Raw genomic sequence first — 18,684 nt, forward strand, 5'->3', positions numbered from 1 at the left:
AAGACAAACAAAAATCAAGGTCAAAGCCTCACTTTTCGGAAAAATTTTCTGCTACTTCATTCAGATCCTCAAATGTTAATCTTTTTGTAATATAGCCTTCTTTATTTTTCATCATCTGGTAAAAATACTGTAACTTGGTTTCATTTTCTTCGTCATAAAAGAGGTAACAAGTATCTGTATTTTCCAGCAGGAATTTCTGATAATCGCGTAATTGTCCCTTGTGTTCATATTGTGGATAGGCATATTTGACAAAGTCAACCTGCTTAAACTCACTAAGTTTGATTTGATTGGCTTCATTCCAGTTACTACCATGGGTTTCAAAGGCAAAAATCGTTGCCAACTGAAAGCCATAGTCTGCTTGCATGTCTTTCGCCACTTGAAGTACCCAGTGCTCAAAGCCCAGAGTTCCTGTAAAGACAAGCCATGTCACTCCGTCCTCAGCTAGACGTTCCAGGTCTCTCCGAATGGCTGTCTTGATAATATCAACGCGAATATCCTTGTCATTAAAGAGACCAAGGTCGAAGGCAGAATAGCCTAAAATCAAGGCTGTTGTCATTTTTAACCCTTTCTTTGTAAATTTATGATATAATAGAGTGATGTTATTGTACCAATAAGGAGAATTATGGTCAACTATCCACATAAACTTTCATCACAGAAGAGACAAGTACCCCCGTCACAAACTAAAAATTTCGCAAATCGGGGAATGTCTTTTGAAAAGATGATCAACGCTACGAACGACTACTATTTGTCGCATGGGTTAGCAGTTATTCACAAGAAACCGACTCCCATCCAAATCGTACGTGTCGACTATCCCCAACGAAGTCGAGCCAAGATCGTTGAAGCCTACTTTAGACAGGCCTCAACGACTGACTATTCAGGGGTTTATGATGGATACTACATCGACTTTGAAGCAAAGGAAACCAGGCAAAAACATGCGATCCCGATGAAGAATTTCCATCTCCATCAGATCCAACACATGGAACAAGTTCTTGCCCAGCAAGGAATCTGCTTTGTCCTCCTTCACTTTTCTTCTCAGCAAGAAACCTACTTATTGCCGGCCATTGACTTGATTCGTTTCTATCATCAAGATATGGGACAAAAGTCAATGCCACTTGGATATATTCGAGAAAATGGATATAGGATTGAGCCTGGTGCCTTTCCACAGATTCCCTATCTCGAAGTTATCAAAGAACATTTACTAGGTGGTAAAATAAGATGAACAAACAAACTTTCCTGCGAATAGTTAAGTATGTCAGTATCTGCCTCTTGACTGTATTTATCGCAGCTATTATGCTAGGTGGAGGCCTTTTTCTCTACTATGTAAGCAAGGCTCCGGCTCTATCCGAAAGCAAACTAGTCGCTACAACGTCTAGTAAGATCTATGACAGCAAAAATGAACTGATCGCTGATCTGGGTTCTGAGCGCCGTGTCAATGCACAGGCTAATGAAATCCCTACGGAGCTGGTCAATGCAATTGTCTCTATTGAAGATCATCGTTTCTTCAGTCACCGAGGAGTAGATACAATTCGTATCCTAGGCGCTTCCTTACGAAACCTCCGTGGTGGGGGTGGTCTTCAAGGTGGTTCTACCTTGACACAGCAGTTGATTAAACTAACCTATTTCTCAACATCAACATCTGATCAAACACTTTCACGTAAGGCACAGGAAGCTTGGCTAGCCGTTCAGCTAGAACAAAAAGCGACCAAACAAGAGATCCTAACTTACTACATCAACAAGGTCTATATGTCCAACGGAAATTACGGAATGCAAACGGCAGCCCAAAACTACTATGGTAAAGACCTCAAAGATTTAAGTCTACCTCAATTGGCTCTCCTAGCTGGAATGCCCCAGGCTCCAAATCAATATGATCCCTATTCTCATCCAGAAGCGGCACAAGAACGCCGTGACCTTGTCCTCTCGGAAATGAAAAGTCAAGGCTACATTTCTGCCGAACAATACGAAAAAGCCATTAACACTCCCATTACAGATGGACTGCAGAGCCTCCGTTCTGGAAACAACTATCCAGCCTATATGGATAATTATCTCAAAGAAGTAATCGACCAAGTCGAACAGGAAACTGGTTACAACCTTTTGACAACAGGAATGGAAGTTTATACCAATGTTGATCCAGCCGTTCAACAACGTCTCTGGGATATCTACAATACCGACGAATACGTTAATTATCCAGATGATGAGTTGCAAGTAGCTTCTACCATCGTTGATGTCACAAATGGAAAGGTCATTGCCCAGCTAGGTGCACGCCATCAATCTAGCAATGTTTCCTTCGGTATGAACCAAGCTGTCGAAACAAACCGCGACTGGGGTTCAACCATGAAACCAATCACAGATTACGCGCCAGCCTTGGAGTACGATATCTATGACTCAACCGCTTCGGTTGTTCATGACGTACCATATAACTATCCTGGCACCAACACACCTGTCTACAACTGGGATAAGAGTTACTTTGGAAACATCACGTTGCAGTATGCTCTTCAACAATCACGGAACGTTACAGCTGTAGAAACCTTGAATAAAGTCGGTTTGGATAGAGCCAAGACCTTCCTAAATGGACTCGGTATTGACTACCCAGATATGCACTATGCCAACGCGATTTCAAGTAACACAACAGAATCTAACAAAAAGTATGGGGCAAGCAGTGAAAAAATGGCCGCAGCCTATGCTGCCTTCGCCAATGGCGGTATTTACCATAAGCCAATGTACATCAACAAAATCATCTTTAGTGATGGTAGTTCAAAAGAATTCTCTGACCCTGGTACTCGGGCAATGAAAGAAACTACTGCCTACATGATGACGGAAATGATGAAAACGGTTCTAACCTACGGAACTGGTCGTGGTGCCTACCTATCATGGCTACCACAAGCTGGTAAGACTGGTACATCAAACTATACAGATGACGAGATTGAAAAATACATCAAAAACTCTGGTTATGTAGCTCCAGACGAAATGTTTGTCGGCTATACTCGTAAATATTCAATGGCTGTCTGGACCGGTTACTCTAACCGACTTACTCCTATCGTTGGTGATGGCTTCTACGTTGCAGCTAAGGTCTACCGTTCAATGATGACCTATCTCTCAACTGATGATCACCCTGGAGATTGGACCATGCCTGAAGGCCTTTACAGAAGCGGAGAATTTGTCTTTAAGAATGGAGCACGCAATACGTGGACTCCTTCATCATCTACACAACAAAGTTCGACATCTGAAAGTTCTAGCTCAACATCTGAGAGCTCGACTTCTCAGTCAAGTTCAACTACTCCAAACACAAGTCAAACGCAGACGATTCCTCAACAATCAGGAACTACACCTGCTGAGCAAAACCAACCAAGTCAACCGCAACAATAAGCAAAATCCTGAGAATTTTACTTCTCAGGATTTTTATTCTTTATAGCTCAATAGTTTATCCCAACAGCACCATAACTCTTTTGATAGTTTCTCTAACTTTTGTAGAGGTTATGGTGCTGTCTTTTTCACTTTCTCTTGATGCTAAAATTTGTCAAAAGCAAAGGTAATCAGATGCTATTCCTTTTTCCCTTTCGCGATAAAGATAGCGGATAGAGCTAGGCTAACGCCTGCAAGGAAGAGAGCTGTGTCAGATTTGCTTTCACCTGTTGCCGGAAGCTCCTTCTGATCATCCTGTTTAACTTCTGGAGTCTTAGTATCAGCGAGTGGACTTAAGTTCAATTTGTACTCTGGTTTTTCAACTGTCGGTGCTGGTTGGTCTCCTGCTGTACCAAGTGGACCTGTGTACTCTGGTACTTCATGTACTGCTGCTTCTACCGCGTTCACACCACCTGTAAACTCTGGTTTCTCTACTGTCGGTGCTGCCTGGTCGCCTACTGTTGATAAGGGACCTGTGTACTCTGGTACTTCATGTACTGTTGCTTCTACCGCGTTCACACCGCCTGTAAACTCTAGTTTCTCAACTATCGGTGCTGGTTGGTCTCCTGCTGTACCAAGTGGACCTGTGTACTCTGGTACTTCATGTACTGCTGCTTCTACCGCGTTCACACCACCTGTAAACTCTAGTTTCTCAACTATCGGTGCTGGCTGATCTCCTGCTGTACTAAGTGGGCCTGTGTATTCTGGTACCTCATGCACTGCTGCCTCAGCCGCATTCACACCACCTGTAAAGTCCGGTTTGCTCAAAACTGGTGGTTCTTCTTCACCCTTGCTTGATTGAACCGATTCTTCTGTTAATGCTTGATGGAAGCTTGCCAATTCATAAAACTCAGCCTTGCCACCTTCCCAGACTAATTTGACGTCTAGAAGAGAGCCACCATTTCGGATAGCAAAGGTTTGGAGACTAGATGTAATGGCACCGAGGTCTGTCCAACTGTCTTGACCATCCTTGAGTGTTCTAGCAAGAACACGTGCTTTCGCTCCTTCAGGAAGACTGGAAACGAGACGAAGGTGGTTGGCATTGGTTGGCTCAGATAAGTGATACACCAATTCGCCCTTGTCTTTTTCAGACTTGTAGCTGGTCAAGACTTTGCCGTCTACAAGGTTGTTGTAGAGATTACCTTGGCTTTCTCCACTATTTCCTTCTACTGTTGGATCATTGATTGGTTTGACAAATTCACCGTCATTGATGACCAATTCTGTAAAGCCTACAAACCGGGCATCATAGTCTGCCGTATAGAGGACACGGAGATAGTTAGCTTTGACTGGTGTCGTCAATTCTCCTTCGATGTAGCGATTTCCTGGCATCTTAGAATCATGTGTCCAACCATCTGTCAGAGAATCATCGTGTTGGCTATTGGCTACACCATCTCCTACTGTCACGACATCTGTCCAAGTTTTACCATCTTGGCTGACTTGGATCTTGCCATCACGAAGGTAGTTTTGAGTTCCGTCTTGGATGTAGGCTCTAATCTTCTTGATAGTGCGTTCGCTACCAAGTTTCAAGGTCACATGACCATCTTTATGGGCATAGTCTGAAAACTCAACGAAGTTGTTGTAAACACCGTCAAATAGTTGATCTAGGTTGTTCAGTTTACGAACATCATTGCTGCCGTATGTTGGATGAATGCCCATAGTTGTAGATTCTAGTTTGGTTGGTTGCACTTCTTTGGTTGTCACAAGGAGAGAAGTGGCTGTGACAGCTTGTTCCTGATCTGTTTTGTTGACCAGACGCACATAACGTACTAAGTGGGTTGCCACAGATCTGTCTGTCAACTGGCTGGCTGGTGTCCATTCTTGTGCATTTGCAGAATACTCTAGGCTAAGAGAAGGGTTGGCTTGGCCTTTGAGCTGGATGCTCTTGATCTGATGGATACGGTCAAGCTTCATACCTAGATAGCTATGAGCAGGGAGTTTGGTTCCAGCTGGAATTTGAAGTTCGTAACTGCCTAAGCTATCCACTACTGGTGTTTCCTTCAAGGCGTCGACGTTGGTGTCTGTTAACTCACTGTTTCCAGAGCGTGTCTCAACAGAGAAGTCCTGAATACGCCACCAGAGGTCGAGGGCCTTGGTATTGCGTACTCGGATGTAACGAGCATTGATCGCTCTGGTCACTTCCTTGGTTTGTTCTCCTGATAGGCGATCCAACTCTTGCCATGCAGTTCCATCTGTAGAGTACTCAAGTACACCTGTGGCAAGCTTATCACCCGTTCCTTGGCGAAGTCGTACTTTAGTGACTGACTTGACTTCACCGAGGTCAAGTTGTGCCCAGGCATCTACTGGTGTCGTATTGCTACCGTCAGCATTTGCCATCATGGCTTCTGTATTGTCCTTGCCATCAGTGATTTGACGGGCTGAGGTATTTAGTTTGTAAACTAAGTTTGAGCTTAGACTAACTGTCGTTGCTTGCTGGCTACGAGCTTTTTCAACTGACCGGTTAACTGCAATTTCCTGAACTGCAAACCAAGTGTTCTCGCGATCTGCTGTCGCAATCATGCGAACTGCCTTGGCCTTGATATTGAGATTTTCAAACTTAAGAAGGGATTCATTTCCGACATAGCTTGGCTCTTTCAAGGTTACCCAGTTGTCATTTTCATCTTGATACTGTACTTCTGCCTTACTAAAGGTATCACGTGGATTTGCCTGCGTTCCCATTGCAAAGGTCAAGGTTTGAATCGCTACTGGTTTGTTGAACTTCATACCAATATAATCACCTGTCTTGATGCTATTTGGTGATTTAATAATCGCATGAGTTGCCAAATCGCCATCCGTTACTTCTGCCAAGCCACCCTCTACACCTGTTCGATTGGTGATAAAGGTACTGATGATTTGATCTGGATGCAAGACTTTTTGAACTTCAGACGCCAAAACTTCTTTCAAGGATAGGATAAATGGACGAATATGTTGAACACCCAATTCAGCTTTTTCCATATGGTCTACATAATGGAAGGTATGAGTTTGAGACTGTTCGTAGAACTTCAAGCCTTTATAGTAGCTATCCCAAAGTTTGGCTGCATCGTTGGTAGCCATGGCTTCAGTTCCTGTAAGGAAGGCATCGAGAGCATTCATTTGGTCGATTGCATTATCCAACCAATAGTGGATTTGGGCAACCATTTTTTTATCACCTGATGCTTTATAGAGCTCAGCTGCTTCTTTAATCTTGGCAAATTCTGCACGCAAGGCTATACGTTCAGCAGTCACATCCTGACCTGCTTTAAGCTTGGTCATGAAGTCTGTTAATTTTGGAGCCAAGTCTACAGATTCTTCTAGTTTGACGACACGATTATCCATGTTTTGGTTGATCATGTGCTTACCAAGTTCACGGAAGGCTGCCGATACCTTGCTATCTTCAAAATGACCATTTTCTACAAAGTTGAAGGCAATGTCATTGATTTTCTTAGCTTCTTCTTCTGATTTCCACTGTTTCCATGAGTATTGAGCTCCTGAAAAGAGGGCAATCTTAGATGGTTCAGACTGTTGCATTGGGTTCAACATGATACCAGACAGCAAACTTGGATCCACATTTGGATGAAGGAATTTCTCACCACCACCTAGAATCAAGTGTTGTTTAGAGTTATCTGTTACAGGCCAGTTAATCCAAAGTGAAACTGGGCGATAGGTTTTGCCACCTGCGGATAGATTGTTCTTGAGAGTTGATAGGAAGCTTTCAGAGACTTCACCCCAAATCTTACCACCCGTCAAGGTCATGGATGTTGAACTTGGGAGATTTTCATTGAGAGATTTCAACTCATCTTCACGTCCATTACCCCAATACTGTCCAGGAACAAAGATCATTTCTTTACGAAGACCGCTGTAAGTTCCCTGCATTTCAGTCAACCACTTGGTCATATCTTGCATCAAGCGGTTGTAGCTATTGTAGCCTCCAACTGGGCTTGGAGCATCATCTGCTAGGATACCAAATTCACGGACACCCACTTTCATCAACTGGGTAAATTTAGCCTTGATGGTTGCCAAATCTTCTTGGTAATGCGCTTCATTGCCAAAGCGGATGCGGTTGTTCATGAATGGATGGATGGTCCAGACATAGCGGGTTTTACTTTGATTTCCGACACGAGCAAGTTCACGGATTTCAGCTAGTTTTTCTTCTGGATAGAGTTCACGCCATTTCTTGTTGTGGTATGGATCATCTTTTGGTGCAAAGAAGTATTGGTTCAATTTCAAATCGCCACCGTAACGCATGAGCTCTGCACGATCGGCATTCGACCATGGATTTCCATAGTAACCTTCGATAAAGCCACGGTTCTTGAGCTCTGCGTAATCTTCTACTGTCACATTGCGAAGGACTGGCACTTGGCTTTCCTTAAGCATGTGTTTCAAGGTTGTCAAACCATAGAAGACTGCATCCGTGTCTTTTCCGACGATAGAAATTGAGTTATCCTTGATGGTCAAGGCATAGGCATCAATCTTGTCAAAGAGACCTGCTGAAACATTGGACAAGTTTTGCTCTGCTTGTGAACCTTGTCCATGCACTCCAAGATAGATATTGGTTGCGCCAGCGATTGCTGTCTTACCAGTTGTATAAGATACTTGATTATCCTGCAAGACACTCTTCAAGCGATTGCGAGTATAGATGTCGAGTTGATCCCCCATAACCAGATTGACTTGCTTACGAAGGGCTGTAACACCTTCGCCATAGGTCACTTTTTGTGGAGTTGGGAAGACCTTGTACTCTTTCTTGAGATAGTCTGCGCTCTTGCTAGCAGCTGCAATGCTGTCTTCGCTAGCTGGTTTACTTGCTGTGAATTGATCTGCCAATTCAACTGTTCCATCACCTGTTTGCTCTACTTTTGGTTTTTCAGGTGTAGTTGGTTTTTCTGGTTGACTCGGTGCAGGCGTTTCTTGCTCTTCTTTGACAGGTTTCAATAGATGAACTTCAGCTGCACTTGCAAAACCACCAACGCCTTCCAATACTTTCAACTCAATCTTGTTGGTATCTACCGCCGCAAAGTTGACTGTTTTTTCTTGGGCGTTGTTGTCCCAGCTTCCTTCTGAAACCTTGACCATTTGGCCATCTTTTTGTGCGTAGATTTCGTAGCGCGTCACGACACCATTTCCACCACCTGGACGTGGAAGATAAGTCAAGCCATTGACTTTTTCTGCTTCTTTCAAGGTCATAGTAAGAGTGTATGGCGCAGTGTCACCAGTCCACTTAGTATGCCAGAAGGTATTTGGATCATTGTCAAAGGCCTTTTCAACAGCGCCTTCAGTCGCGTTCCCTGGAAGTTGCTGACTGCTTGCGGTTGCAGTAATCTTATCATTTGCAATCAAACGAGGATTTACAAATGGTTTATCTGACAACTCTGCACTATGCAAGATTCCTTTGAAACCACCGATGCTTTCAAGCGGTAGTACCAAGCTATTGTGGGCAAAGCGAGGGTGAGCTGGATTTGTGATACGCTCAATCTTTTCACCATCTACATAGACTTCGGTTGACTGTGGTTTGGTTACGATGGAGATTTGATAACGTTTGTTCTTTTCAAGTTTTTTATTGAATTGAATATGGAACTGTTCAAATTGATAAGCAAGGTAGCCATCTTTATCAGCTAGATAGATACGGTTGTCCCCACTTGTTGAGAAGGTTTGTTCACCGTCTCCAGTGACAGTTACATCAAACTTCAAGACATGACTTGGACCAACATCACCTGCCAAGCCTTCGATACTGCTGTCTTTCTCAAAAGCCAATCCCTGCTCGCTTGTCTTCACTTTCTTGCTCGCATAGTTCTTGACTGTTTCAGGATTGATGGTAAACAAGTCGCTTTGATCAATCTCTTTATCAGGATTTGACTGTGGCGCATAAGGGCTCGTTGGTAGGGTGCGTTCTGCAAAGGTCGCAGCTGCACGGTCAGATCCCCAAGTGCGCTCTGCAGTGGTTTGCATGCTCTTGAAGAAGCGTTTGAAGATGTCATAAGAGGTCAAACCTGTCTCATGAAGGTCGATATTGTCATTCCAAACTGCGTGCCCACCACCAAGGATACTTGGATGAGAAGCTGGTAGAAGTGGACCGCCACCTGTTCTAAAATCATTCGGTGTCCAGCTATTGTACTGACGTTCGTAGTTTGCATAGTCCCCGTAGGCTGCTTGACTATTGCTTCCACTTGGCACACTATAGGTCGGTACATCCGTGATGTTGATAATCTTAGCTCCCTGAGCAATGGCTTCATTTGGTCGTTGCCAGCTAATACTCCAGATATCAACTTCTACTCCGTTCCAATCAACAGGAGTGTTCCCACGTTTCGCACTGAGTGAGCCCCAGATTCGAGGGGTATAGCCTTTTCCTTTAATGTATTTGATAAGGTCATTGACATAGCGACGATAGCTTTCTCTGCTGCCATAGTATTCATCCGTTCCGATATGAACAGTGGACACGCCATGAAGCGGTGCATCTGGACCATCGAGGAGTTTGTCATAAACTGATTTGACAAATTTAAGAGTTTCTTCGTACTTGTTATCCAAGTCTAGCATGGCTACGCGCTCAACATTGTGCTTGCCTGCATAATCGCTCAAACTACCTTGATACATGAGGTCTGGGCGAACTTTGACAAATGATAGTGCATGACCTGGTGTGTCAATTTCTGGCACTAGGTTGATATGCAAGGCCTTGGCAAGTTTAATCAGATTTTGCATTTCTTCCTTGGTATAATGCTCATCTGATGTCAATTTTTGGCCATTCTTACCGACAATGTCTGTCTCCACACGGAAACCAGTCTTGGCATGTTCAAGGACATACTTGAGTTCTTCCTCTTTAGAAAGATTCTTTCCTGCCAAGTGTTCCTTGAGAAAGATATAGTTATCATTAAGGTGCAACTGCAAGTCGTTCATCTTGTAGTAAGCCATGTTGAGCATGATGTCTACAAGGGTGTCGTAAGGGATAAATTTACGACCTGTATCTAGCATAAAGCCACGGTGGCTGAAACTTGGGAAATCACGAATTTCGCCATTTTGTAGGTCTGTTTCTCCCATTTGAAGAAGAGTCCGAGTGGCGTAAAAGGCTCCTGTGTTTGTGGCAGCTTCGATGGTAATCACATTATTTTGGATAGTGATGCCATACCCTTCCTTACCGTAACCCTTGTTTTCAACCTTTTTAAATTCGATTCGTTTTTGAGCTTGCTTGTCACCTGTTGCTAGTTCCAATCCACGGCTGGCAAGGTCTGACTGGTAGAAGGTTGCTGCCTGATCAAAGCCTGAATTTCCTGTCGCAAGAACTGTATCTGAAGTGATAGAAGATTGGCCTTCTTTCCCATACCATTGTTGAACAGCTGGTGCTACTTTTGGTTTGACACCCACACCCTCATCTTGATGTAGCCCCTTGATAACAACTTCAAACTCTTTGGTAAAGGTATGGCTGTCTTTGATTTGTTGTACCATGACCTTGACACGTTGATCTGTCAGAGGTTGGTAGATGCGATTTTGAAGGTCAATCACACCCTGCTTGTTACTGCCAATCAGACTAACCTGACCCGGCAAACTTGGTAGGACAAGAGACTTGCCATCTTCAGCCACATCCAACTGATCAACTTGGCGGATATCCGTTACCTTACTATGGTCCGGAACGTTTGAATAAGCTCGAATTTCTTGAATTCCAACGTTTCTCCAGCCCATTGTTCCCGCTTGATAATCATTGACTTCAAGTTTGAGATACTTAGCTTTGATACTCTCAGCTAAGTCTACTTTCTCATCTAAAACAGGGTCTCCAGTCTTGGTATGAGCGAGTTTCCATTGTTTTTCTCCATTAGCACCCACGTCTTCTTGACCTGCGTAATAGAGACTCCAAGATTTGATATTTGGGTCATTTTGCCCATTACGAAGACGACGATCCCAGTCAATTTCTACATGCTTGATGAGGGTGGTTTTTGGAAGAGTCAATTCGAAGGTTGGTTTTGGTACATCTCTGTCCGTTGCCCAACGAGTATTGTCATCTCCATCGATAGCCTTATCTGCAGTAAAGTGGGTCCCAGTCTCATGGTTGCTCGCCTGAGCAGTAGCGCCTTCGAGGTGGTTTACATCTTCTCTATCTTCGATTGTCTTTTCAGCTGGTTTTGTTGCGGGTGGAGTGGTTTCCGCAGGTTGATTATCCGCCTTTGGTGTTTCAACCGGTTTCGGCGTTTCTGCTGGCTTGGGACTTGCAGGACTTGTCTCTGGTTTTGCCTCCTCACTTGCTGCAGGTTTTGTTCCTTCTTCGGTTGCCTGACTACCCTCTTGATTTCCTTCTGTTGCAGCTTCTGCATCTGCTTTTTCAAGCGCAGCGGCTAAATCATCTGGTAACTTATCCAGGGCTTGAACATGAGTGATACTTCCCTCTGTCTCTGAAGGCGCTGCTGTTTCTGCTGCCTGAACCATATTGGCTCCAAAGATACTAGCACCAATCATAACTGAGGCTGCACCAATTGCAAATTTGCGGATACTATAATGACAGCGTTTCTCAAAAAAGTGTTTGTCCATATTTCTCCTATTTCCTTTCATCCGCCTACGCTAGTAAGCGTTATCATTTCTCCTTTTAAAAAGGAGAGAACCAAGAGGTCCTCTCCAGGTGTTTGATTCATTTTCCGACTCTGACTCCCATAGAAGTCCAAGTCACTTATCCAAACAATGTAGTTGTGGAATAAATAAATATCTATTCTTTTTTACTGTTAATAGCAAAGAGGGCAGCTGACAATGCTAGGCTGATTCCTGCTAGGAAGAGGGCTGTATCAGACTGGTCTTCTCCTGTTTCTGGGAGTGTCTTTTTGCTTTCTTCATTTTTCAGAGTATCTTTGATTTCTGATGTCTTTGTATCAGCTAGTGGAGCTGGTGTCAACTTATACTCTGGTTTCTCAACAGTTGGTGCTGGTTCATCACCTGCTGTACCTAGTGGGCCTGTGTACTCTGGTTTTTCATGTACAGCTGGCTCAACTCCATTGACGCCACCGGTGTATTCTGGCAATTCGTGAACCAAGGCTTCAACCGCATTGACTCCTCCCTTGAACTCAGGAACCTCATGAACAGCTACTTCTGCTGCATTGACTCCGCCCTTGAACTCAGGGACTTCATGAGCAGCTGCTTCTGCCGCATTAACGCCGCCCTTGAACTCTGGGACTTCATGAGCAGCTGCTTCTGCCGCATTAACGCCGCCCTTGAACTCTGGGACTTCATGTACAGCCACTTCTGCCGCATTAACGCCGCCCTTGAACTCTGGGACTTCATGTACAGCCACTTCTGCCGCATTGACTCCGCCTTTGAATTCTGGGACTTCAAGAACTGGTGGTTGCTCTTCACCCTTACTGCTTGTCGGAGCATCAGGTTTCGGAGCGGAATCTTTTAATTGATTGAGATAATCTGCAAAGTATTTCACCATTCTTTCCGTCAAGAGATGGCTATCCATAGCATATTTCATGCTTGCCTGAACTCCAGCTACTTCCTCTTGATTTTCTTTGTCTGTCAATTTTTGAGCCTTAGCTAAAGCCGCTTCATAGCCGGACATGTCAAGCGGTGTTTCTGCTACCTGTGGACGATTAAAGATAAGTTCTGCTGCAGATTGGTATTTATCTCCACCATCTCCGTATGTCTTGGTACCAGTAAGGACAATCTTCTTAGCCTTGATTATCTTACCAAAGTTAATATCTTTCGGCTTATTATTATCAGGCCAATCAGTTGCAGTAAAGGTGTGCTCCTTGCCAGACTCATCTGTGACAACCAGTTTCACATCTCTCAGGTTACCGTTTGAACCTGAACCACGTGGTACATAGCGAAGTCCTGTGATTTCAGTAGGTTCTTTCAATACCATGGTTGCAGGCTTGCCTACATCTCCACCATTCCAAGATGTATGCCATAGACTAGACACATTACCATCAAAGGCATTCTCTAGACCTTCACCTGGTTGAGCTGGCGCATCCAAACTTTCAAAGTCTTCTGCTACCAAGGCTGTCTTCTTCTGAACCAAAGCATTCTTCAAGGCTTCAATCTTGGCAATCTCTGCACGCGCTTCTTCGACACTGATATCATCATCTGCCTGACTGAGGTTAAAGACCGCTTCTTTCAATGCATCCATAGACTCTTTGGTGTAGTTGGTCATGGCAACCGTTGGCAAGTAGTTCTTCAGAGCATTTTCTGTCAACATCTTACCTGTTAGGGTAATTTCTTCGATTTGAAGATTATCCATCATGAAGTCGTTATATCCACGGAAGTTGGCATTTCCACCAGAATCACCACGAGTATTGCTTGCATTTCCAGTTGAGTAGATACCTACCCAAGTATCACCTGTTTCTGCACCAGTCACGAGGAAGGTTGCCTTCTTGGCTTTCTTAGAATCTGTCCAGGTATTTGGCAATTCATGCATTTCCAAGTTGCTTGCTTTCGTACCACGGTTACCAGATTGGAATTCTCCCTTACCAACTACAAAGGCGTAGGTATTGTCTGATCCTGCTTCGTATTCAAAAGTTACACGATAGGTCTTACCTGCTTCAAAGCGGAAGTTTTGTGGAATGGTTTGGTAAACCAAGTTACGACGGCTAACCAGTCCATTTGTCTTCAATGACCAATTTCCTTCAATAACATCATCGACTTTCTTACCGTTCCAACCACGCTGTGTATATGGATCGTGTTTTTCAGACAAGTGAGTGCGGTTGTCTTCAACACCTTCGACACCACCCACTACGAATGGGAAGATCCCCTGAGCAACATTTTCAAAGTCTTGTTTAAATGTTCCTTTACCTGTATCATGCTTATCTCCGTACATGCTTGAATTATTTTCAAAGGTACGAATTTCATCAAAGTAAGTTGCTTCATCACCAGCTTCACGACTCAATGTCAAAGTAACATTTGATACGTCCGATCCTGTTGTAAAGAAGGCGTACATGTTTTGGAAGTAACTTGTATCGTCAACTGTAGCATTGTCACGGCGATTGTTATGAGCGTATGCTTTGATATAGTTGAGAGCGAGTGACTTATTGGTATAAGTAGTCACTTCTTTCTCGCCAGTATTCACTGTGATACTTGCCTTAGCATTACTACGGTTATCAACACCGACATAAACAGCATACTTGGTATTTGGTTTCAAGCCAGTCAGTTTCTGAGTAAGGCTGACCTTGCTCTTATTGCCTTGTATACGAAGCATTTCATTTGCGCCTTGTGATTTGACAATTTCTGCCTTAGAAGCATCACCAGAAATGGTCCAGTGTTTCAAGGTCCCACTGTTAAATCCTTGGTCATAGATATGCATGCCTTCGCTCCATGACATTTCAGGATTGGTTTGTTTTGAACGATAGAGAACGTATGGTTGATTTGCTAGAAGGTCTAGGGTAATCTTGCCATCTTTTACAGTTAGTTCTTGCTCTTCTGTCTTACCTTGGTCAGTTAATTTATAAAGGTAAACCTTGCTATTTGCCCAATCACTTGGAAGTGTCCAAGTTGTTGCACCAGCTTGCGTATTGAAGTAGTACATCTTTTCCTTATCAGCAGGAAGTTTCTTACCATTTGCATCCCAGTTCCAAGGAGTCAAATAAGCTGAACCATCTTGGATAACACGTCCATTGAGCGTTACTGTACGTTCGCGGTATTGCGGGCTATTGACATCATTTGACTTACGAGTCACAACAACCTTGTTACCTGCTGCATCGACTAGCTCAACCTTCATTTCTGGAGTCCATTTATAGGTGCTACCGTTATCGGTCATGGTAACTGGTGTGCCATTTTCCCATTTGCTTACAGTGAAGTGTTGGAAATATTTGGTCATCAAGTCATGGGCAAACAAGTTGGTTACATAGCCATTGTAATCACTTCGTCCTTGCCAGCCTTCAAAGTCTTTCATGCTGTAGCCACCTAGAAGTGGATAGTCGGCTGCACCACCGTAACTTCTGTAGTCTCCTACCCAAGCATCTTTTTGGTGATTACGGATAAAGCGCGTGATGGCGCTGTTGATACCTTTATTAGTGTAGCCACCATAGGTCAAGTCAGCTGCCCAGTGTTGGAAGGTAGAGTCGTATTCACCACCATGGCCCCACTCAATCGCAAAGCGCCAGCCTTGTTTGTTGATTTCTTTTGCAAGAACGTGGGTAGCCCAGGCACCGTTATCACCTGATTGCCCATTACCCCAAACGTCCACATAGATAAAGTCGAGACCGTCACCAAGTTTTTTCTTCAAGTCTTCCCAACGAGCCAAGCGTCCATGTGCTAGGTCATAAGCAGCATCAATGTTGATACCTTGGTCTAGCCAGTTCCAGCCATAGCTATAGCTACCATCTGGATTCTTACGGAGGATTTTTTCATTGAAGTATTTAGACTCAGGATAAGTCTCAGAAGCGTTAACATGGATACCTAGATGAGCACCATATTTCTTCGCTTTCGCAATCAAGGTCTTGAAGTCTTCAACACCACCAATACGTTTACCAATATCAGCATAGTTCAAGTGACCAGAGTCATGACCTTCACTACCATAACCTTTAAGGAGAACACCTTGTCCTAGACCATCTGTATGAAGATTGATCTTCTTGATACCATCCAAGGTCATAAGGAATGGGTTTTGTGCTTGTGAACCAAAGTTCATCGCGATACGATAAGCTGTGATATCCTTGACTTTTTCCCAACCTTGAGGGTTGTTCATGATGCTACGATAAGCAATAGCTCCATCTTGCCAATCCACTTTATTGTCTGCATTGGCATCTTCAGTGATAACAACCTTAGCACTTGGAAGTTCCTTGGTATACTCTGGGAAGACAATGCCCTTATAAGCTTTTTCCCATTGCCATTCAGAACTATGAATTCCGACATAGTTAGCATTCCCGACTGTTTCCTTGTAGGCTGTCAAGCGGGTCCAGTCATAAGAACCTCCACCGTAGCTGTTTTGAGAGTTACTCCAAACACCTGCAGCAAGCTTGTCTGTAGAAACAAATCCATACATGTAACCCTTGGCCAAGTCTTTCATTGGATTGGTTACATCGATATGATCATCTCCGCTGACATGGGTATTGTTTGACATGGTTGCCCCGTCAAACTTGGCACCAGCTTGATCACTCGAAACAGAGACCAAAGCATTGCCAAGGAAACTAATAGAAGAAAGCAGTTTTCTTTCATCATCAATCTTTTGACCTGGAGTAACTTGATTATGGTTGACAATCTTGGTCACATCAAAGTGCAATTGATTATCCACAACTTGCAAACGAACTGTCATTTCCGCATTGATAAGATTAGCATCATCGCGAAGCTTCATCAAGTACTCTGCAGTTGTCTCATTGATTTTTTTGTAAGTAACTTCAGGTGTAACTTCGTGTTTGTTGATAAATACTTTATTGAATTGTTGGACTTGTCCTGGCAAGGTATGCCCGTTCAAACTGTATTCTTTAATACGTGGGAAGGCTTGGTCAATCACTGCTTTGAGGACCTTAGACTGAATAGTGTCATAAGTCACCTTGCTATCATCAACTTCAGGACCTGTTTCTTTTTCAGCAGGAGTATCCTCTGTTTTTACACCCTCTTGGTTATCAGTTTTAACACTAACAACTGTTCGCTCATCGCCATAAGAACCCGCCTTGAGAAGAATTTTCTTCTCATTTTTAAGATGGTCATTGACCGCAGCTGGTAGAGTTACTGTATCAAAGAGCTTCACATCATTATTCGTTGCATTGAGCTGACCATCTGACTTGAGGGTAATTGATAGGCGGTTAATTGATCCTGTTTCAGGGGCAGCGACACGACTACCTCTATACCAAGTGCTGGTTGTTGGAGATTTATACTCCCAGAACCAGCCATCCTTGTCATAACCGACAAAAACATTATTATTGGTATCTTTAAATTTCAGGAAGACACCAAAGCGTGATTTGCCCTTTTCAGAATCATCTTTGAAGGTTAAATCAACAGTCGCATTTCCATTGGCATCAACGGTCAAACCCTTCTTTTCAAATAGGGCTGGTTTGCCTGCGTTATCATTTTGAGCAGTTGAGGATAGTTGGTTGTAGCGGACACCTTTTTCTTCTCGGATAGTGACTGTTCCCTGTTGTTCTTTTTTCTCTACTGTTTGCCATTCAGGAGTTACTGTCTTAGGTGTTTCAGGTTTAGCAGCTGCAGGTCTGTCCTCTTTTGGTTTGTCTTCGGTTGGTTTTTCTTTCTCTTCCAAGTCTGCAGGTTTGACACTTGAAATTCCCTTCATGTGATCTTGGATCCATTTCAATTGAGCAGGTGAGAAGAGAATACCACCACTCCGTTGGCCAACAACTCCATTTTGATGAACACCGACCAGTTTTCCTTCTGTATCAAAGATACCGCCACCACTAGCACCTGGTTTTCCTCCTTGATAACCGATCCCTTGGACACCTTCTCCATATTGTTCTGCAAAATCAACTGTAGTGTTGACAATCGGATTCAATTTCCCTTCTGGATAACCAAAGACATGGAGCTTATCTCCGATTTTCTTAACTACTGGCTTTTTGGTTACTTCAACAGGCGTATTTTCCAGAACAGTTCGCAATCGAACAAGAGCCAAATCATTCTTGTAACCTTTTAGGAAACCTTCACGATCCCAGTGAATAATGTCTTTTTTACTAAATTTAACATCTGGTAGTCCTGGATAGGAAATGCTATAGATATCCCCATCCCCCTTATCATTATAAACAACCTTGCGATTATTACCATCTGGAACGTCTTTTATAAAGTTATGTGAAACAGTTAAAACCAGATTTTCGCCAATGACAATCCCACTACCTTCACCTGATGGTGTCTTGATTTTGACAGTTGCTCCGTAGTTTAATTCACCATTCTTTGTTTTAGCTACATCTTCTGGAACGAGATTCTCAGTATCTTTAGCTAATTGATCCTTATCAACTTCTTTCCCTTTATCTTCAGCCTTATCTAATTTGCCCTCTAAGCCTTCTGGTAACTTATCTGAACTAGCTGATTTTTCTTTTTCAAGTGCTAATAGTTCTTCTTCTGTCTTAGGTCCATCCGTAACTTCTGGAGAACCTTGGTCTTCTCCTGCCTTAGGCGCTTCAAAATCACGCCCATCATTTTCTTTTGCTGTTGCAAGAGCAGTAGCTAAATCCGCTGGTAAATTCGCCGTGGATCCAGACTGCACGCTATCTGCAAGAACTGTACTTGTCCCAAAGAATGCAGCCCCAATCATAACAGAAGCAACACCTAATGAAAATTTCCGAATACTATATTTACAACGTTTTTCAAATGATCTTTTATTCATAAACTCCTAAATCCTTTCATTTTTGAGTAAGCGTTTACATTTTCTTTTTAAAAAATACTCCTTCCTCTGAAAGTGCAATGCTTAAC

5 protein-coding genes are annotated in these 18,684 nt (G+C 43.4%); 2 read left to right on the top strand and 3 right to left on the bottom strand.

The window, feature by feature from the left end; all coding sequences use genetic code 11:
• Positions 1-28: 28 nt before the first annotated feature.
• On the bottom strand, positions 29-556 hold the full coding sequence (locus tag HMPREF0850_RS11890) for a DUF1273 domain-containing protein (RefSeq protein ID WP_000205313.1): 528 nt from the start codon (positions 554-556) through the stop codon (positions 29-31).
• A gap of 66 nt (positions 557-622) precedes the next feature.
• Between HMPREF0850_RS11890 and recU the strand changes: the two genes are divergently transcribed.
• Positions 623-1,219, top strand: coding sequence for a Holliday junction resolvase RecU (gene recU / locus HMPREF0850_RS11895; protein ID WP_000248780.1), 597 nt, complete (start codon positions 623-625; stop codon positions 1,217-1,219).
• Positions 1,216-3,363: a penicillin-binding protein PBP1A gene (gene pbp1a / locus HMPREF0850_RS11900; protein ID WP_001041843.1), complete on the top strand. Its 2,148-nt coding sequence runs from the start codon at positions 1,216-1,218 to the stop codon at positions 3,361-3,363. The genes recU and pbp1a overlap by 4 nt, the downstream gene beginning before the upstream one ends.
• A gap of 174 nt (positions 3,364-3,537) precedes the next feature.
• Here pbp1a and HMPREF0850_RS11905 read toward each other — a convergent pair whose 3' ends face one another.
• Together HMPREF0850_RS11905 and HMPREF0850_RS11910 are read right to left on the bottom strand one after the other, a co-directional pair.
• Entirely contained in the window at positions 3,538-11,880 is an 8,343-nt protein-coding gene (locus HMPREF0850_RS11905) for an SIALI-17 repeat-containing surface protein (protein WP_000357565.1), read from the bottom strand.
• 172 nt (positions 11,881-12,052) lie between these two features.
• Positions 12,053-18,598, bottom strand: a complete 6,546-nt coding sequence (locus HMPREF0850_RS11910) for a SpGH101 family endo-alpha-N-acetylgalactosaminidase (RefSeq protein WP_001042688.1) — start codon at positions 18,596-18,598, stop codon at positions 12,053-12,055.
• Positions 18,599-18,684 lie beyond the last annotated feature (86 nt).

Source organism: Streptococcus sp. M143, assembly GCF_000162495.1.
Classification (GTDB): Bacteria; Bacillota; Bacilli; order Lactobacillales; family Streptococcaceae; genus Streptococcus; species Streptococcus dentisani.